The organism is Pontibacter sp. HJ8 (assembly GCF_054824225.1).
Window position 1 is genome coordinate 1 of the sequence record NZ_JSYF01000162.1, and the last position, 14,570, is coordinate 14,570.

Below are 14,570 nucleotides of genomic sequence, written 5' to 3' on the forward strand. Positions count from 1 at the left end.
CCTCCTGATCATTGGTTTTGTATCGCTTTTCTTGGGTTTTACAGGCGCTAATCTGGTAGTACTTAACTGGCTGGACCAATGGGGCGAAACTATCAGCTGGGTTATACGTATTGGTGTGACTATATTAGGAGGCGTGTTGTACTTTATTTACCGACACGAAGATTAAACCCCTTCGCTTACTTTCTATATAGATACTTTGCCATGTGCACCTTTACTGCGTATATGCAATTACAGCACCTGAATGGAGCCGGCCAGGCTGCTGCCTAAACCTGAATTTCAACGAAAGCTATTGTCAGCCATGGACACTCCGCAGTACTCGCCATACTACATCCAGATAAACGAGCTCTATATAGATACGGTCGTTATTGACGACACGGAGTTTATCACGCTTTGGTGTTTTACCGTGCTGGATGACGAGTACAAGTTCATCTACCTGGGCTGCGACTTTACCCAATTCAACCAGATCCTGATCGGTGCCGGCGACAAGGGAAAGGAAATCGCTTTGCATATTGCCAACATCCTCAACAACCAGCACGAATCCCCGACCCTGATCCCGATCAAAGAGCAGTTTGATGATTACCTGGAGCTCACCGGCTTCGACCTGATCGTGTATGAGCCGCTGGCCGTGGATGATGATTTTGAGGATGAGTTCGAGGATGACGATGACCTGCCACTGGAGCAGCTCCTGGGTGGCGGCAGCCACTCGGATAACACCTCGCAGAAATACCTCATCTACCAACTCGACAAGCTATACCCTTCCAAGATCTTCGAGCCCGAAAAGCTGCAGCGGGAAAGCCTGACGGAACAGTTTGAAGATGACTCGCTGGAGCTGGCACAACTCTACTACGATTACCTCAACGCTTCCGAAAATGGGTATTCGGAGTGCGAGGCCCGGCAGGTAGCAGGCCTCGAAAAGGAGCTTTTTTTCAGGATGGCACGCAAAGCGGCCGACCTCTGGAGCTGATTGAAAACCAGTCCTGTAACACCACCTATACCTATACCTTCTCCCCTCCTTGTCAGCGCGCTAGAGCGCAATGGTGTCCGATTTGGCCAGCTGGATACGCTCCCGCAGGTGCTCCTCCACCTCCATTATCCATTTTCTGGTCTTCTTTTCCTCCACTTTAAGCAGTTCTTCCTGAAATCGTTCTAATTGGGAGCTGTGCGAGGATATGATGTAATCCCGGTACCGGCTATCGAACTCAGCAGCCGGCAGACTGGTAAACTCCCGGACGATGCCCTGGTCGGCAGTGCCTAACGAATCGGGCAAATGGGCGCGCTGTGCCTCGCCTACGGTCGCTCTGAGTTTGTTTAATGCATGCGTATGGTACTTGAGAGCGTGCTCTCCCATTACCTTTACTTCCTCGCTTTGCGCCCGCTCTATGGCCAGACGTGCCAGCTCGATCTGCAGCAGGTTGGTGCTGGCAGCATAATCCAGAAAGGCCGTACTGGCACTCAGGTTTGTTACAGGCGGAGGGGTTTCCGTGGTGTGCTGGTTTAGTGTTTCGGGCGCATCACTACAGGCCAGCAGTAGCAGGAAGATCGAGCCGAAAGCCAGCGTCAGGAGTTTATCAATCAGCATAGGTCGGGTGAATTTCATAAGGGCATACCCCTATACCGCATACCTTCCCTCTCAGGTTCAGCTGTTTGACAAATTCAGCTAAAAGTGCAGCCTCGCCTTTCAGGACTTCAATTCAAATTACAGCAGTGCGGTTGTCTGTTAGAAGGTATAGGATTTACGCACCAGCAGAAGGTTGCTCTCCCGGCCCTGCTCCGGCACTACGTAGTCCGGCATAGGCACCTGCACGAGCTGCTCCGGCAACCCGATGGAAATGTCGCAGAGGTATAGCAACAGGTTGCTACCTTGTTTCAGGCGCACTTCCAGCTCCACTTCTTTTGACTCCGGCAGGCCATGCACCTTGGCAAAGTATACCGGCCCCTGCTTTGTTTGGATGGGCTGCAGCGTGAGTGCTTCTCCGTTGATGGAAGCTGAAAGAAAATCCCCTTCCAGTTGCGGTTGCAGCACCAGGTCCAGGTGGGCCGCCCCTCTCGGGGAGCGCAGCTGCAGCGTGAGAATCCGTTCTCCGGGCTCAATGGCCTCGTTCTGCAAAATAGCTACGGGTACTTCCACAGGTATAGCTGCTGCCTGATTTTTCAGGTAAACACGCGCAGCCATGGGGTATACCTCGGTCAGTGCGCCTGAAGTAGGCGCCGGAAAGAACTGCTTGTTCCAGTTATCTGTCCGCTGGTAGGCAGAGGCCCACACGGCTTCACCCTCGTCTGCGTTGAGGTAATAGCTTACATGGCTGTGCAAGGGTTGCGCTGCGCTCGGCTTCTCGGCATCGATGGCCCTGTATACCTGAATGGCGCCTACCAACAAGAGCAGGATGGGCAGCAGAGGCACCATCCGCCAGCTGAAGTTTCGTTCGATGATGACCAGCAAAGGGATAGCCAGCCCGGCCAGCAGCAGCAGGAGCACCACCATGGCCTCAGGCATCTGCAGGGCAAAGACCACGAACAGAAACCGCACGATCGGCATCAGCATAAAGATGGCCGGCACTACGGCTGCCAGCAACACGATCGCAAAAGGCCACGCGACCTGTTGCTGATGCATGCCCCGCAGAAAGACGACCAGCATACCTGCCAGGCAGAAAATCAACGGAAACAGGAAGAGGTAAGCAGCAGCAGGCAACAGCAGCAGCGTCAGCACCAGCAGCACAAACCACAGCACACAGACGCCCAGCGCCAGCGAAAAAAGAGACATCCAGCGCAGGACCTGCCAGCACAGCAACAGAAAAAGGCCCAGCGCCAGCAGCAGATAGGCCATGAAGAACCTGCCCGCACCGTATACCCCGTTGATGTCATGCGCATAAGGCAGAAACCCTTTTACAAGGCTATTGACCGGAAAGAACACGCCGGCTACGACCGCTACGATCAGCACAAAACTCAGCAGGCCACCAATCACCTGCGGTAGGGTAAGCGCTTTTTTCCGGACACCCACCCGTACAGTCACAAACAACAGCAGTGTCACCAGCGCAGTCCACAGCATATTCAGTTCGGCCGGATACTGCACGAGCCAGCTGCCGGCCGGGTTAAAGAAGATCTTGTCCCGGGACTTGGTATCGTCCAGCGCTACGTTGCCGAATTGCCGCACCATCGCCAGCATGTTGCTGCCATGGTGCTGCAAGCTGTTTTGGTCCAGATTATCGGGCGAGTCGGTCATTTTGTGGTAGTGCACAAAGCCATCGATGAAGGCGGAGTTCAGCCCGGTGTAGCCAGCATCCCGGAAAACGGTGAAGTCGGTGTTATTGGGTAGCAGGCGGTATACCTCGTACATCATGGAACTGGCAAACGGGTAAGGTGCCGCACGGCCAAACTGCTCCACCACCCAGCCGTTCTCCGGGCTGATCTCAAAGGTCATGCTGGGGCCCGAATTCCCGCGCGCCTCTACATTCACCACCACGCCTACTTCTGCTGCCCAGGGGTGCTTCAGAAAGGCCTTTGCCCCGTAGAGGCCATACTCTTCGCCATCCGTCATCAGGAAGATCACATCGTGCTGCAAAGGCTCCCCCTGCTGCAGCGCCCGGGCTGTTTCGAGCATAGCGGCTATACCTGCTCCATCGTCGCCGGCGCCGGGGGTGTTGGGCTGCGAGTCGTAGTGTGCCATCACGAGTACCGCTTTCCCGCCCGGCTGCTGCCCCTTCAGCCTGCCCAGTATATTGTAGACATACCCGGCGTGGCTTGCTTCCCCCACCTGGGTGACCTGCACGGCTTCCTGCACCTGCGGCTGCAGTCCCAGCGCTTCCATCTGTTGCACCAGGTAGCGGCGCACTGCCGCATGGGCCGGCGTGCCCATGGCATGCGGCTCTTGTGCGATCCGGCGCAGGTGTTGCATGGCCCTTTCAGCCGAAAACTCGGTAGCGGGCGCACTGGCAGGCAAAGCTTCCGGTGCCTGCATCAGCTTTATGCTAAGTATAGAGAGCGCCGTTAAGGCAGTGAGCAGAAAAAGCGCGATCAGATAATTCCGGTAGGGCATGGCAGCAGCAGAATTGCATTTACTTTTTCTAATATAGAAACAATTTTAAAAAGGTTACTCTTAAAGCCCTAATACCCAGCAAAAAAGGGCAGCGGCCCCACCAGCTATAGGTGGGGCCGCTGCCCTACAGAATAAGCAGGGTGCTGCTAGACCACAGGGGTCTCTTCTTCTATCTCCACGATTTCGCTCTGACGCAGGTGCACCGGTGTGGTTTTCTTGCGCAGGCGCATGTTAAGCATTTCTACCAGCAGCGAGAAGAACATGGCAAAGTAGATGTAGCCTTTCGGGATGTGCTGGTGCAGGGCTTCCACCACCAGCATGAAGCCGATGAGGATCAGGAAGGCCAGTGCCAGCATCTTCACGGTTGGGTGCTTGTTCACAAAATCGCTCACATATTTGGCAAAGATCAGCATGATGATCATGGCCAGGATAACGGCGATTATCATGATAATGACCTCCTGCGCCAGACCTACGGCCGTCAGAATGGAGTCGAAAGAGAACACGATGTCGATGAGGATGATCTGGACGAGCACCTGGCCCATGGTCGCATAGGCCTTGGCTGCGCCCTGGGCCTCCTCTTCCTCGCCCTCCAGTTTGTTGTGAATTTCGGTAACGGCTTTCGCCAGCAGAAACAGACCACCCACAAAGAGGATGATATCGCGCCAGGAAACGGCGAAATCCTCGGGGGTAAACGGCAGGTTGATGGAGAAGATCGGGTCGCTCGCGCTCACGATCCAGGAGATGAACAAGAGCAGGATCACACGGAAAACCAGCGCCAGCATCAGGCCGATGTTGCGCCCTCTCGCCTGCTGTTCCTTCGGCAGCCTGCCTACTATGATCGAGATGAACACGATGTTGTCTATACCTAACACGACCTCCATAAAGGTCAGTGTGAGCAAACTGATCCAGGTATCCGGATTAGCAAATATTTCCATACAGGAGGTGAGTTAAGGTGAGTTGGTTGGTCAAATTGTCAATGGTTAAATGGTCAATATTAAGGTCAACAATTTAACAATTCAGCAATCTAACAATTTAAGTATTACGACTTCATGTTTACGTATTGCAGCGGCATACCTATTTCGGCAGCGTTCGTGCGCATAAGCGCGATCACCTCCTGCAACTCATCAATTTTTTTGCCCGTCACCCGGATCGTTTCGTCCATGATCGCCGCTGACACCTTCACCTTGCTGTCTTTGATCAGCTTCATGATCTTCTTGGAGGTTTCCTTATCGATGCCGGCTTTTACCTTGATGTCTTTTTTGACCATTGCTCCGGACTGGTAAGCGTCTTTGGAAAAATCCAGGGCGGTGGCATCCAGTCCCTGCTTGACCATTTTGCCGATCAGCACGTCTTCGGTGTGCTGCAGGCGCATGTCGTTTTCCATGCTGATATGCACTTCATTGTTTTTTTTGTCAAACTCCAGGGAGCCCTTGGTATCCCGGAAGTCGTACCTGTTCAGGATCTCCTTGCGGGCAGTATTTACGGCGTTGTCCATGATCTGCGGATCAACTTTGCTTACGATATCAAAAGATGCCATAGTTTTGAGAATAAGTATCAGAAATAAGATTTACACGATTTAAAACTTACAAAGTTATTTAAAAGGTTGAATTGTCAGTTGTTGAATTGCTAATTTGCTACCCTGTTAAATTGTTTATGCATTCGTTACCTTTAAGGTCGTTTGGAGTGGCGTTTGAAAATGACGGGTCATTGCTTCTGCCCGTCAGGTTACCTTAGACTACACGTCACCCATTTAGCAAGGAAGCCATTTAATCCTATGAAGATAATAGAACCTGCCACCCCCGAAGCTTTTGAAAAATACTACAGCCTGCGCTACGAGACGCTGCGCCGCCCCTGGAACCAGCCCGAAGGCAGTGAGTATGCCGAGGACGACGACCGGGCCATACACGCCATGCTGGTAGACGACGAAGGAGAGGCCATCGGCGTGTGCCGGCTACACCTGAACGCCATCCGGGAGGGCCAGCTCCGGTTTATGGGTATACGGGCCGACAAGCAGGGACAGCGCTTGGGCGACCAGCTGCTCCGCTACCTCGAGCAACGGGCCAAGAAAATGGGCGCCAAGATCATGACGCTGCAAGCCCGGGAAAATGCCGTAAACTTTTACCGTCGCAACGGGTATGAAGTAATAGAAAAAACATACCTGTTGTTTGGCACTATCCAGCATTACAAGATGGCCAGGCAGCTCTAACCAGCTTCATGCATGGCTTTCACCAAAAAGAAGAAACTCATACTCACTGCCGGGGCCACCTTGCTCGGCGCCGTCCTGATCAGCAGTTGCAGCCGTAGCCATGCCCCGCTCGACACCGTACCCATTGTCGACCTGGAGCGCTACATGGGCAAGTGGTACGAGATCGCTTCCCTTCCGCAGCGCTTCACAAAAGGCTGCCACTGCACCACGGCCGAGTATACGTTCAAAAAAGAAGCAGGCTATGTGGAGGTATACAACTCCTGCCGCAAAGACAGCCCGACCGGAAAAGTAAGCGATGTAAAAGGCAAGGCCTTTCCGGTGGAAGGCAGCAACAACAGCAAGCTGAAGGTACAGTTCTTCTGGCCTTTCACAGGCGACTACTGGATCCTGGACCTTGACCCCGATTACCGCTATGTGCTGGTAGGCTCCCCGGACCGCGAAAGCCTCTGGATCCTGTCGCGCACCCCCACCCTGGCGCAAGCTACCTATACCCGGCTGGAGTTGCTTGCCAGCAGCAAAGGCTTCCCGGTAGAGCAGCTGCAGCTCATGGACCAGCGCTGCAACCAGTAAGCTTTCCTTCTAAACAGCCAGGAGTTCGATGCAAGTATTCTTTTGATACCCAACCGCTTGGCCTGCCTTTTGCTTATATATCATATGAAAGATATTTCATACAGGTATACCTGAACCAGCAGTCCATGAAAACACTCTACCCGCTCCTCCTCGCCCTCCTTTTCCTAACAGGATGTGCTACTTCCTCCAGCCATACAGAGAAGGTAGAAGCGCCATAAAAACATTACATCGGCATCCTTACCCTGGTCGGCAACATCAGCGAAGACTTCAGCCGGCTTGATTCGGCCTCCTATCAAACCCACATCCGGGGAAAGTTTAATAACCTGGAGTTGTCCAAATACCGCTCACACCTGGAAAACACACTACAGCAAACGCTGTCGGAAAGAGCCCAGACCCGGGTAGTGCACTCGTCGGATGTGTTTAAGATCAATGCGGATGTGAGCTACGCTGAATTTCTGGATGTGGTGAAGCAAACCGGTGTGGAGACGATCCTGTTTGTGAACCTGCGGAGCTTCTGGCATACCTATACCTTATCGACAGACACCAATTTTCTGGACAAGCCGGAGACCAATACGCTGTTACATTCATACCTGATCGATACGCAGACACTGGAACCTAGCTGGTATGCCCAGTCGGTGGTGAACGGAGTCTATGCGTATTATGAAACGCTCAACAATACGTTTGCCCGGCAACTGTACCGAAACCTCCGGCGAGATAAGTATATCCTGGTTCCGGCAGAGTTCAGGTACAAGTCCTCGTACTCTTACCAGCAGGATTAGCGGAGGCAAGAGCCAGGCGGCTGGTCCGAATCAGTACGCCCGCCATAGATCCGTGGTGTCCTCCGCTGCGTCGGGCTCGAGCGGGGAGTTCTGCAGCATGGTGTCTTCTTCCTGATTGAATGTTTCGGCATCCGCCAGGAAAGAGACGATGCCCAGCACCAGCAAAAAGCCAAAAGGAATCAGCAGGTTGCGGTAGAGGAAATTGCGGAGGGGCGCATGTAATCTCCTGTATTTTCGCAGGTATAGGTATAGCAGCACACCTGTCAGCAGGTACATCGGCAGCGCGGTAAAGAACACCACCTGCCAGCCATACCAGTTCTGGTAGCGGAAGACAAGCGCCAGAAAGCCCAGCACCAGGGCCAGACTGCTGACAGACCCCAGCAAGGCCAGCCGCACATTGGACAGGATGTAGAAGAAAGACAGGCCGACCTGCACCAGAAAGAGCAGCATCAGCACGGCCATGGCAAACACGAACACAAAGCTGCCGCCTGTCAGCCCCCATAATTTCATCACCATCCCTACCAGGGCCATGCCCATCCCTACATACAGCACGGTGGTGAAGGAGCGGAGAAAGGAGGAGAGCCGGTAACTGACACTTTCAGCCAGGGAGCGCTCCTCGTCCGGCTGCAAAGGCCGTGGCCGGAAAGTCATTGTCGTTTCTTTTGAATGTTCAAGACAGCTTTTCTCAACATACGGCGGGGTGCCAGATTGACCAGCAGCGGCGTGAGTTTATCCTTCAGGTTCGGGAATACCACTACTTTGCCGGCCATCAGTCCCTCATACGCTGCCCTGGCCACGCTCCGGGCATCTGCCATCAAGGCCTGGCTGAAAGGTCCTGAACCTTCGAGGTTGGCATTCTCCTTAAAGTCCGTATCGGTAGCACCCGGACAAAGCACGGTGACCGTAATCCCTTCGTCGGCTAGCTCTGCTGCCAGCGCTTCCGAGAACGAGAGCACATATGCTTTACTGGCATAGTATACGGCCATCAGCGGTCCCGGCGGGAAGGCAGCCGTAGAAGCGATGTTCAGTATTTTGCCGTGTCTCCCCGGTGGCAGCTGCTGCAGGAACAGCTTGCTCAGGTGCGTCAGGGCCACCATGTTCACCTGCATCATGTCGAGCTCTTTCTGTAGCTCGGTGTCCCTGAAAAAGCCATAGTTACCAAAGCCGGCATTGTTCACCAGCACATCTACTCCCAGCCCCTCCTGCTGCAGCTCCCGGAATATCTCCCCGGGGCTTTCAGGCCTGGCCAGGTCTTTGGCGATTACTTTGGTGTATACCTTATACCTGACGGCAAACTGCAGGGCCAGCTGCTCGAGCTTTTGCTCCGACCGGGCCACCAGCACCAGGTTGTGGCCCTGCTGCGCAAACAGCTCGGCCAGTTCGAGGCCAATGCCGCCGGAGGCGCCTGTGATCAGGGCGGTATAGGTAAGTTTAGATTTTGTCATCGTTCTTCATCTGAGATTGTTTGTTGCGGGTATAACTATTTCTGCTCCCGCATTTCCTGTTGCCGCATCGGCATCTGGTCGATCACTTCAAAAATAGCCTGCATAGACACAGGCTGCCGGCTACGGTACTTTTCTGTGCCATCCTTCCCTACAAGCAGGATGGTAAACTCCGTCGCCTTCACTTTAAACTGCTCCCGGAGCTTTTGCTTTTCCGCTTCCTCTCCGCCTGTAATATCCAGCACAAGCAGGTGCCGGTCCTGGAGCCCCTGCGTCTGTTTGCTGATCAGCTCTTTCTGGCGCTTGTATTCAGGGTGATCCGAAGCGGGCGCAAATACCAGCAGCAGCCGGTTCTTCCATTTGTAATCTTTCAGCATATGAGAAGGATCCGGTATAGTTTGAGCCAAAGCAAGCTTGGCCTGCCCCAGGAGCAGGCCAAGCAGGATAGCAGTAGCTGTGATGCGAAACATGTTCTACATACGCAGTTGCTTTGCCGCAAGGTTTGCAAGAAGACGACGCGGCCTACCTGATGAAGCAAATGGAGGATTAAACTCTGAGGCTGCCTTGTGATGGAGTGGCTTGGCGGCGGGTCAACTCGTGAGAGTAAAAAATTAAAGCTGCCAGTGCCGCTGCCGCTCCGGTAATTTCCTATATTTAGCTTTAAACCAGCATAGTTATGGATGAACTTCGCTACCCCATCGGCCATTACAGCCCACCTCAGCTCATCACAGAGCATCAGCTGAACCTGTACATCTTATCCATTGGCAGCCTGCCCACGCGGGTAGCAGAAGCGGTAGCCCATCTCACCGATGAGCAGCTGGACACGCCCTACCGCCCCGGCGGCTGGACCGTGCGCCAGGTAGTGCACCACCTCCCTGACAGCCACCTCAACGGCTATACCCGCCAAAAGCTGGCGCTCACGGAAGACAATCCCACGATTCGCCCCTACGATGAAGCAGCCTGGGCGGAGCTACCGGAGGCCAGATCGGCTGATCCGGCTGTTTCGCTGGCGCTGCTGCACGCACTCCATCAGCGCTGGGTACTGATGCTCCATCAACTGACAACTTCGCAGCTGGACCGCACCTTTGTGCACCCCGTTTCCGGTCAGCAGACCATCCGCCACCACATTGGCCTGTATGCCTGGCACGGCGAGCACCACCTGGCACACATCACAGAACTGAAAAAGCGGAATGGCTGGCAGTAACCAGAAGATCGGCTACTTTACCACCTTGACCTGCTCCGGGTCTACCAGGCTGGCCAGCGTTTTGTCGTAGTGCGGGTGCGTGGTCTTCATCAGCTCATCCCAGAACCGGAAGTAAAGTCCATAGTTTCCCTTAAAGTACTTGTGGTGCATGTTGTGGTTGGTGGAAGTGTTGAGCCAGCGGCCCAGCCGGCTGTTCACCACCCACTTCGGGTATATTTCATAGCCCAGGTGCCCGTACACGTTGTAGATCGTCATCAGCAGCAGGAACAGCAGGATCGCGTATTCATGGATTGGCATCAGCAAGACAATGACAACGATCACACCTGCCTCTACGACAGCCTCCAGGGGACTAAAGGCAAAGGCCGCCCAGGGAGAAGGATTGACGGAGCGGTGGTGCGTGAGGTGGAACCACTTGAAAAGCCGTGGGTGATGCATGAGGCGGTGCGTCCAGTAAAAGTAGGTATCGTGGATAAGCAGCGCCAGCACCACGCTCAGCGCAAAGTAGCCCCAGCCGTATTCAGAAATAAGGTCGTAAAGCCGGGTATAGGGCTTGACGGCAGGAGAAATCAGCAGCACTCCCACCGCCGCGAAAATGAAGAAGGTCAGGAACGAATAGCCCACCTCCCGCACATAATCCTGCCGCTTCGGAAAAAGCCGCTGTATTTTGAACCTTGCAAACTTAGCCGGAAACAGCAGGTAGAAAACCAGGAACGCCAGTCCTGCAACCACCACATACCGGGCCGCTAAGAGCGCATAAAAATACCCGTACTGATTCGCCTCCATTTACCTTTCCCCTGATACCATACCTAAGTTGAAAACGCCTGCACCAAGGCAAGCAGCAGTCTCTTTCTTAACGCTGAACACCAGCCGATAAGTTTGAATCGCTCGCAGAAAATATGCGTTTAAGGCACCAGGAGCAACAATATTCTCTGGCGCTGCTCTTTTGTAAATGGCAGAAAAAACAGCGGGCACAGTGTGGCGTAACGGGTAGCGGATTTTCCCAGCGAAACGAGGGTATAGGTATAGCGACGGGAAACTCAGAACATGGTATTGTCATTGGCCGATGTTTCCGGAATTACCTGCAGTACATCCCAGTGCTCCACAATTTTACCTTGCTCGTCAAACCGGAAAATATCGATCCCGGCATAGTCAGAGTCACCGGGCCAGTTCTGCCAGCAGTGCAGCACGACATACTTATCTTCAGCCAGCACGCGCCTGAACTCAACCTTTTTTCCGGGGTACTCGCGCGCCATCCTCTCAAAATACTCAATGAAGGCTTCCTTGCCATCGCCTACATGCGGATTGTGCTGGATGTATACCTGGCCTGCATACCGGTCGATTGCCTCTTCCGGGCGGCATTGATTGAACATCAGGTCGTAAAAAGCGACGGCATTCTGTTTGTTTTGCTCCAACTGGTTCATTGCGGCTATAACTTGTGCGTGAGACTTTATAGGTATTACGCGGCGGTGCGCAACAGGTATGGGAAGAGCGAATCTGACAAAAATGTGCTAATTTGCCTTTATCCTGAACACGGGGTTCTTCCGTCCCTGTGCTACACCGGAGAGCTAGCTATACCTTGGAAATGCAACAGCAACTCAAAACCCGCCTCGCTCCTACCCCGAGTGGTTACCTGCACCTGGGCAATGTGCTGTCGTTTGCCATTACCTGGGCACTGGCCCGCCGGCAACAAGGTACAATGGTTCTCCGCATCGACGACCTCGACAACACCCGTTTCCGCCCGGAGTACTTGCAGGATATTTTTGATACGCTTGACTTCATGGGGCTCGACTATGACGAAGGTCCCCGCAACCCCACGGATTTCCAGGAAAATTACTCGCAGCACCTGCGCCTGCCTGCCTACCGTGCCCTGCTGGATAAGTTGGTGGAACAAGGCCAGGTATACGCTTGCCCCTGCTCCCGCAGCCAGATTTCGGCTATTTCGCCACAAGGGCTGTACCCGCTGACCTGTCGGGATGCGCAGTTGCCGCTGCAGGCTCCCGACGCCGCCTGGCGCATCCGTATACCTGACGATACCGTCATTACCTTTCAGGACCAGTTGCTGGGCCATTGCACGGTTCCGCTGGCGCTCGAAATGCCCGACTTTGTGGTTCGCCGCAAGGATGGAATTCCGGCATACCAAGTGGCTTCGCTCTGCGATGACCTGGAGATGGGCATCAACCTCATCGTGCGGGGAAAGGACTTGATGATCTCCACGGCAGCCCAACTGTTCCTGGCACAACAGGCCGGAGCAGTGGCCTTTACCAACGCTCAGTTTGTGCACCATCCTATTGTCAGTAGCAGCGAGGGCCACAAGCTCTCCAAGTCGGATGACGCTCTCTCTATCCTGGAAATGCGCAAATCGGGGCTGCAGCCAAAAGAACTCTGGCATCTGCTGGCCGACTTGGCAGGATGGCCGGATGCAGGTATAGCAGACGCCCAAAGCTTCCTGGCCAGGTTCAGGCTGGAAGACTTGCCGCGGGAGATGGCGCAGGTATAAAAAAATCCCTGCCCAACGCTAAAAGCGCCCGACAGGGACTTGATAAGTTGAATATGATACTTATTTTGCCGCTGTGACAGCCACCGGCAGTTCCACGTTCTCCCAGCGCAGCACCATGCCTTTGTCTGTTACATCATAAGCCAGCTGCTCGGCCATAGCCGTTGCCTTGCGGGGTTTTGCGGTTACACGCAACGCATCCTGCTTCTCGTCATACTGGGTGCCCCACTGCTTGGCTGTTTTGTTGAAGATCACGGTCCACTCCGCTTCGCCCGGGATGGTATAGAAGCTGTAGGTACCGGCAGGAAGCTTTTTGCCTTCCACCATCACATCGCGATCCGTTGTAAAAGTGGTCGCTTCATTCGCACCGGAGCGCCATACCTCTCCGTAAGGCACCAAATCCCCCCAGATGGTTCGGCCTTTCACTGACGGACTGCTGTAGTTGATGGTGATGGTGGCATTGCCGATTTTACCGGAAGCCGTAGCCGGCGGACTGGCTTTCGGTTTGGCGTCCTGCGCCCAGGCAGTAGCAGAAACCAGAATGCCAATGAGCAACATCGCAATTGATTTTAAAATACGCGCATTTTTCATAGTGTATTATTTTGGTTGTAGTTGAAAGATAAATTTAATTAAAACTTAAAGCAATAAAATACAGCATTATAGTAACGCGCATGCACACGATTAGATTGTGTTGCCCGTATACCTGTAAACGGCCGGGTTACAACCAGTTGGTTCATCATACGGACAGGCCACCTGCCAGGATATTGCGACGGCCCTGCTGCAGCGCACCATGCAGACCTTCTGATGGAGAGCAATCTCTGGCGCAGCCGCTTACCCCGCACGCAAAAAAATACCGTCATCAGCCCGACACAACTCAAAACCAGATTATTTCCAAAAGTTCATACCTGTCTACCTACAGCAACCGGTAAAACTAAAAACCCAACTATTTCTCTGTCACCCAATTGCACAGTTCAGATTTGCTTCAGATTCGTACCTTACTTTTATACCATACCAATTTTTTAAACACTTAAAAGCTAAGAACCATGAAGAAGATATTAGTTGGATTTGCTTTAGCAGGAGCTTCGGTTATAGCCGCCCAGGCACAGGACGTTGCCATGAAAGATGTTCCGGAAGCCGTACAAAGTGCCTTGTCGCAAAAGTATGCCAACGCAACCGACCTGGACTGGGAGATGAATGGCAGTAACTACGAAGCAGACTTTGATGTGAAACGCATCGACCATACCGTGCTCCTGGACCCCTCGGGCAAAATCCTGATGACCAAACGTGACATCATGGAGAATGACCTGCCACAGGGCATACGTACTGCCATCAGCCAGAATTATAAAGGCATGCGCGTAGATGATGTGGAGCAGGTAGAAAAAGACGGCAAGACCTACTACCAGCTGGAGCTCGATCAGAAAGGCCAGGACAAAAAAGTAGTACTGGCGCAGGATGGAAAAGAGGTAGAAGACCCATCGTATTGGGACTAACAAATGCCCTGTACATGTAAAGGAAATGCCCGGAGCTTTGGCTTCGGGCATTTTTTTGGCCTATGCCCAAAGCTTATACCTGCCGTAAAACTGCACGCTGCCCTGATGATAAGCGTGAGGGAATCGTATACCTGTGCCGAATGCCCGCGTAGGAAGAGAACTTTATCATACTAAATCCTAAATGCGCGTACTCTGGAACTACCTGCAGCCCCATCGCGGGCTGGTTATCCTTTCGCTTATACTGGCCGGCATCAGCCAGGTGCTGGCGCTGGTAGACCCGATCATTTTCGGGAAGATCATCGATCAGTATGCCACGCCGCCCTTTACCACGACCAGCGAGGAGCGGGTGAAA

General features: G+C 53.5%; 17 protein-coding genes. 7 read left to right on the forward strand and 10 right to left on the reverse strand.

Annotated elements, in window-relative coordinates:
* Window positions 1–298: 298 nt before the first annotated feature.
* Window positions 299–964: a hypothetical protein gene (locus tag OB13_RS08295; RefSeq protein ID WP_461489692.1), complete on the forward strand. Its 666-nt coding sequence runs from the start codon at window positions 299–301 to the stop codon at window positions 962–964.
* A 60-nt stretch (window positions 965–1,024) separates the two neighbouring features.
* Here the strand turns inward: OB13_RS08295 and OB13_RS08300 are convergent, their stop codons facing one another.
* The 4 genes from OB13_RS08300 to OB13_RS08315 form a co-directional block, all read right to left on the reverse strand.
* On the reverse strand, window positions 1,025–1,597 hold the full coding sequence (locus OB13_RS08300) for a DUF4142 domain-containing protein (protein WP_461489693.1): 573 nt from the start codon (window positions 1,595–1,597) through the stop codon (window positions 1,025–1,027).
* Window positions 1,598–1,717: 120 nt separating this feature from the next.
* The gene (locus OB13_RS08305; RefSeq protein WP_461489694.1) at window positions 1,718–4,033 is read right to left on the reverse strand and encodes a M20/M25/M40 family metallo-hydrolase; all 2,316 of its coding nucleotides are present in this window, start codon (window positions 4,031–4,033) and stop codon (window positions 1,718–1,720) included.
* 146 nt (window positions 4,034–4,179) lie between these two features.
* The gene (locus tag OB13_RS08310) at window positions 4,180–4,968 is read right to left on the reverse strand and encodes a TerC family protein (protein WP_461489695.1); all 789 of its coding nucleotides are present in this window, start codon (window positions 4,966–4,968) and stop codon (window positions 4,180–4,182) included.
* 104 nt (window positions 4,969–5,072) lie between these two features.
* Window positions 5,073–5,570: a YajQ family cyclic di-GMP-binding protein gene (locus tag OB13_RS08315; RefSeq protein WP_461489696.1), complete on the reverse strand. Its 498-nt coding sequence runs from the start codon at window positions 5,568–5,570 to the stop codon at window positions 5,073–5,075.
* Between the two features lie 237 nt (window positions 5,571–5,807).
* Here OB13_RS08315 and OB13_RS08320 point away from each other — a divergent pair, with 237 nt between their 5' ends.
* The 3 genes from OB13_RS08320 to OB13_RS08330 all read left to right on the forward strand — a co-directional run bounded on the left by OB13_RS08320 (window position 5,808) and on the right by OB13_RS08330 (window position 7,588).
* The gene (locus OB13_RS08320; protein ID WP_461489697.1) at window positions 5,808–6,239 is read left to right on the forward strand and encodes a GNAT family N-acetyltransferase; all 432 of its coding nucleotides are present in this window, start codon (window positions 5,808–5,810) and stop codon (window positions 6,237–6,239) included.
* A 12-nt stretch (window positions 6,240–6,251) separates the two neighbouring features.
* A complete protein-coding gene (locus tag OB13_RS08325; RefSeq protein ID WP_461489698.1) occupies window positions 6,252–6,809 on the forward strand; it encodes a lipocalin family protein in 558 nt (185 codons plus the stop codon).
* Window positions 6,810–7,138: 329 nt separating this feature from the next.
* Window positions 7,139–7,588: a hypothetical protein gene (locus tag OB13_RS08330; RefSeq protein WP_461489699.1), complete on the forward strand. Its 450-nt coding sequence runs from the start codon at window positions 7,139–7,141 to the stop codon at window positions 7,586–7,588.
* Window positions 7,589–7,618: 30 nt separating this feature from the next.
* Here OB13_RS08330 and OB13_RS08335 read toward each other — a convergent pair whose 3' ends face one another.
* Genes OB13_RS08335 through OB13_RS08345 form a run of 3 tightly spaced genes read right to left on the reverse strand, consistent with a single transcriptional unit; the run spans window position 7,619 to window position 9,500 of the window.
* On the reverse strand, window positions 7,619–8,239 hold the full coding sequence (locus OB13_RS08335) for a hypothetical protein (RefSeq protein WP_461489700.1): 621 nt from the start codon (window positions 8,237–8,239) through the stop codon (window positions 7,619–7,621).
* The gene (locus OB13_RS08340) at window positions 8,236–9,033 is read right to left on the reverse strand and encodes an SDR family NAD(P)-dependent oxidoreductase (protein ID WP_461489701.1); all 798 of its coding nucleotides are present in this window, start codon (window positions 9,031–9,033) and stop codon (window positions 8,236–8,238) included. The genes OB13_RS08335 and OB13_RS08340 overlap by 4 nt, the downstream gene beginning before the upstream one ends.
* Before the next feature lie 35 nt (window positions 9,034–9,068).
* Window positions 9,069–9,500 carry a DUF4174 domain-containing protein gene (locus OB13_RS08345; RefSeq protein WP_461489702.1) on the reverse strand — a complete coding sequence of 144 codons (432 nt, stop codon included), beginning with the start codon at window positions 9,498–9,500 and terminating at the stop codon, window positions 9,069–9,071.
* 206 nt (window positions 9,501–9,706) lie between these two features.
* Between OB13_RS08345 and OB13_RS08350 the strand changes: the two genes are divergently transcribed.
* Entirely contained in the window at window positions 9,707–10,234 is a 528-nt protein-coding gene (locus OB13_RS08350) for a YfiT family bacillithiol transferase (protein WP_461489703.1), read from the forward strand.
* Window positions 10,235–10,246: 12 nt separating this feature from the next.
* Here OB13_RS08350 and OB13_RS08355 read toward each other — a convergent pair whose 3' ends face one another.
* Window positions 10,247–11,017 (reverse strand): sterol desaturase family protein, encoded by a 771-nt coding sequence (locus tag OB13_RS08355; RefSeq protein ID WP_461489704.1) that lies wholly within the window; start codon window positions 11,015–11,017, stop codon window positions 10,247–10,249.
* 254 nt (window positions 11,018–11,271) lie between these two features.
* Window positions 11,272–11,655, reverse strand: a complete 384-nt coding sequence (locus OB13_RS08360; protein ID WP_461489705.1) for a nuclear transport factor 2 family protein — start codon at window positions 11,653–11,655, stop codon at window positions 11,272–11,274.
* A 161-nt stretch (window positions 11,656–11,816) separates the two neighbouring features.
* Here OB13_RS08360 and OB13_RS08365 point away from each other — a divergent pair, with 161 nt between their 5' ends.
* On the forward strand, window positions 11,817–12,731 hold the full coding sequence (locus OB13_RS08365; protein ID WP_461489706.1) for a glutamate--tRNA ligase family protein: 915 nt from the start codon (window positions 11,817–11,819) through the stop codon (window positions 12,729–12,731).
* Between the two features lie 60 nt (window positions 12,732–12,791).
* On the opposite strand, the gene OB13_RS08370 is transcribed toward OB13_RS08365, so the two are convergent.
* Complete coding sequence (locus OB13_RS08370; RefSeq protein WP_461489707.1) at window positions 12,792–13,319, reverse strand: DUF2911 domain-containing protein; 528 nt, start codon at window positions 13,317–13,319, stop codon at window positions 12,792–12,794.
* Window positions 13,320–13,771: 452 nt separating this feature from the next.
* Here OB13_RS08370 and OB13_RS08375 point away from each other — a divergent pair, with 452 nt between their 5' ends.
* Window positions 13,772–14,218: a PepSY-like domain-containing protein gene (locus tag OB13_RS08375; protein WP_461489708.1), complete on the forward strand. Its 447-nt coding sequence runs from the start codon at window positions 13,772–13,774 to the stop codon at window positions 14,216–14,218.
* The last annotated feature ends 352 nt before the right edge of the window (window positions 14,219–14,570 follow it).

Bases quoted from the DNA above. Each gene is read 5' to 3' on its own strand.
- OB13_RS08365 (WP_461489706.1), top strand. From the start codon at position 11,817: ATGCAACAGCAACTCAAAACCCGCCTCGCTCCTACCCCGAGTGGTTAC.
- OB13_RS08340 (WP_461489701.1), bottom strand. From the start codon at position 9,033: ATGACAAAATCTAAACTTACCTATACCGCCCTGATCACAGGCGCCTCC.
- OB13_RS08310 (WP_461489695.1), bottom strand. From the start codon at position 4,968: ATGGAAATATTTGCTAATCCGGATACCTGGATCAGTTTGCTCACACTG.
- OB13_RS08325 (WP_461489698.1), top strand. From the start codon at position 6,252: ATGGCTTTCACCAAAAAGAAGAAACTCATACTCACTGCCGGGGCCACC.
- OB13_RS08320 (WP_461489697.1), top strand. From the start codon at position 5,808: ATGAAGATAATAGAACCTGCCACCCCCGAAGCTTTTGAAAAATACTAC.
- OB13_RS08375 (WP_461489708.1), top strand. From the start codon at position 13,772: ATGAAGAAGATATTAGTTGGATTTGCTTTAGCAGGAGCTTCGGTTATA.
- OB13_RS08360 (WP_461489705.1), bottom strand. From the start codon at position 11,655: ATGAACCAGTTGGAGCAAAACAAACAGAATGCCGTCGCTTTTTACGAC.
- OB13_RS08315 (WP_461489696.1), bottom strand. From the start codon at position 5,570: ATGGCATCTTTTGATATCGTAAGCAAAGTTGATCCGCAGATCATGGAC.
- OB13_RS08305 (WP_461489694.1), bottom strand. From the start codon at position 4,033: ATGCCCTACCGGAATTATCTGATCGCGCTTTTTCTGCTCACTGCCTTA.
- OB13_RS08335 (WP_461489700.1), bottom strand. From the start codon at position 8,239: ATGACTTTCCGGCCACGGCCTTTGCAGCCGGACGAGGAGCGCTCCCTG.
- OB13_RS08300 (WP_461489693.1), bottom strand. From the start codon at position 1,597: ATGAAATTCACCCGACCTATGCTGATTGATAAACTCCTGACGCTGGCT.
- OB13_RS08355 (WP_461489704.1), bottom strand. From the start codon at position 11,017: ATGGAGGCGAATCAGTACGGGTATTTTTATGCGCTCTTAGCGGCCCGG.
- OB13_RS08295 (WP_461489692.1), top strand. From the start codon at position 299: ATGGACACTCCGCAGTACTCGCCATACTACATCCAGATAAACGAGCTC.
- OB13_RS08370 (WP_461489707.1), bottom strand. From the start codon at position 13,319: ATGAAAAATGCGCGTATTTTAAAATCAATTGCGATGTTGCTCATTGGC.
- OB13_RS08345 (WP_461489702.1), bottom strand. From the start codon at position 9,500: ATGTTTCGCATCACAGCTACTGCTATCCTGCTTGGCCTGCTCCTGGGG.
- OB13_RS08350 (WP_461489703.1), top strand. From the start codon at position 9,707: ATGGATGAACTTCGCTACCCCATCGGCCATTACAGCCCACCTCAGCTC.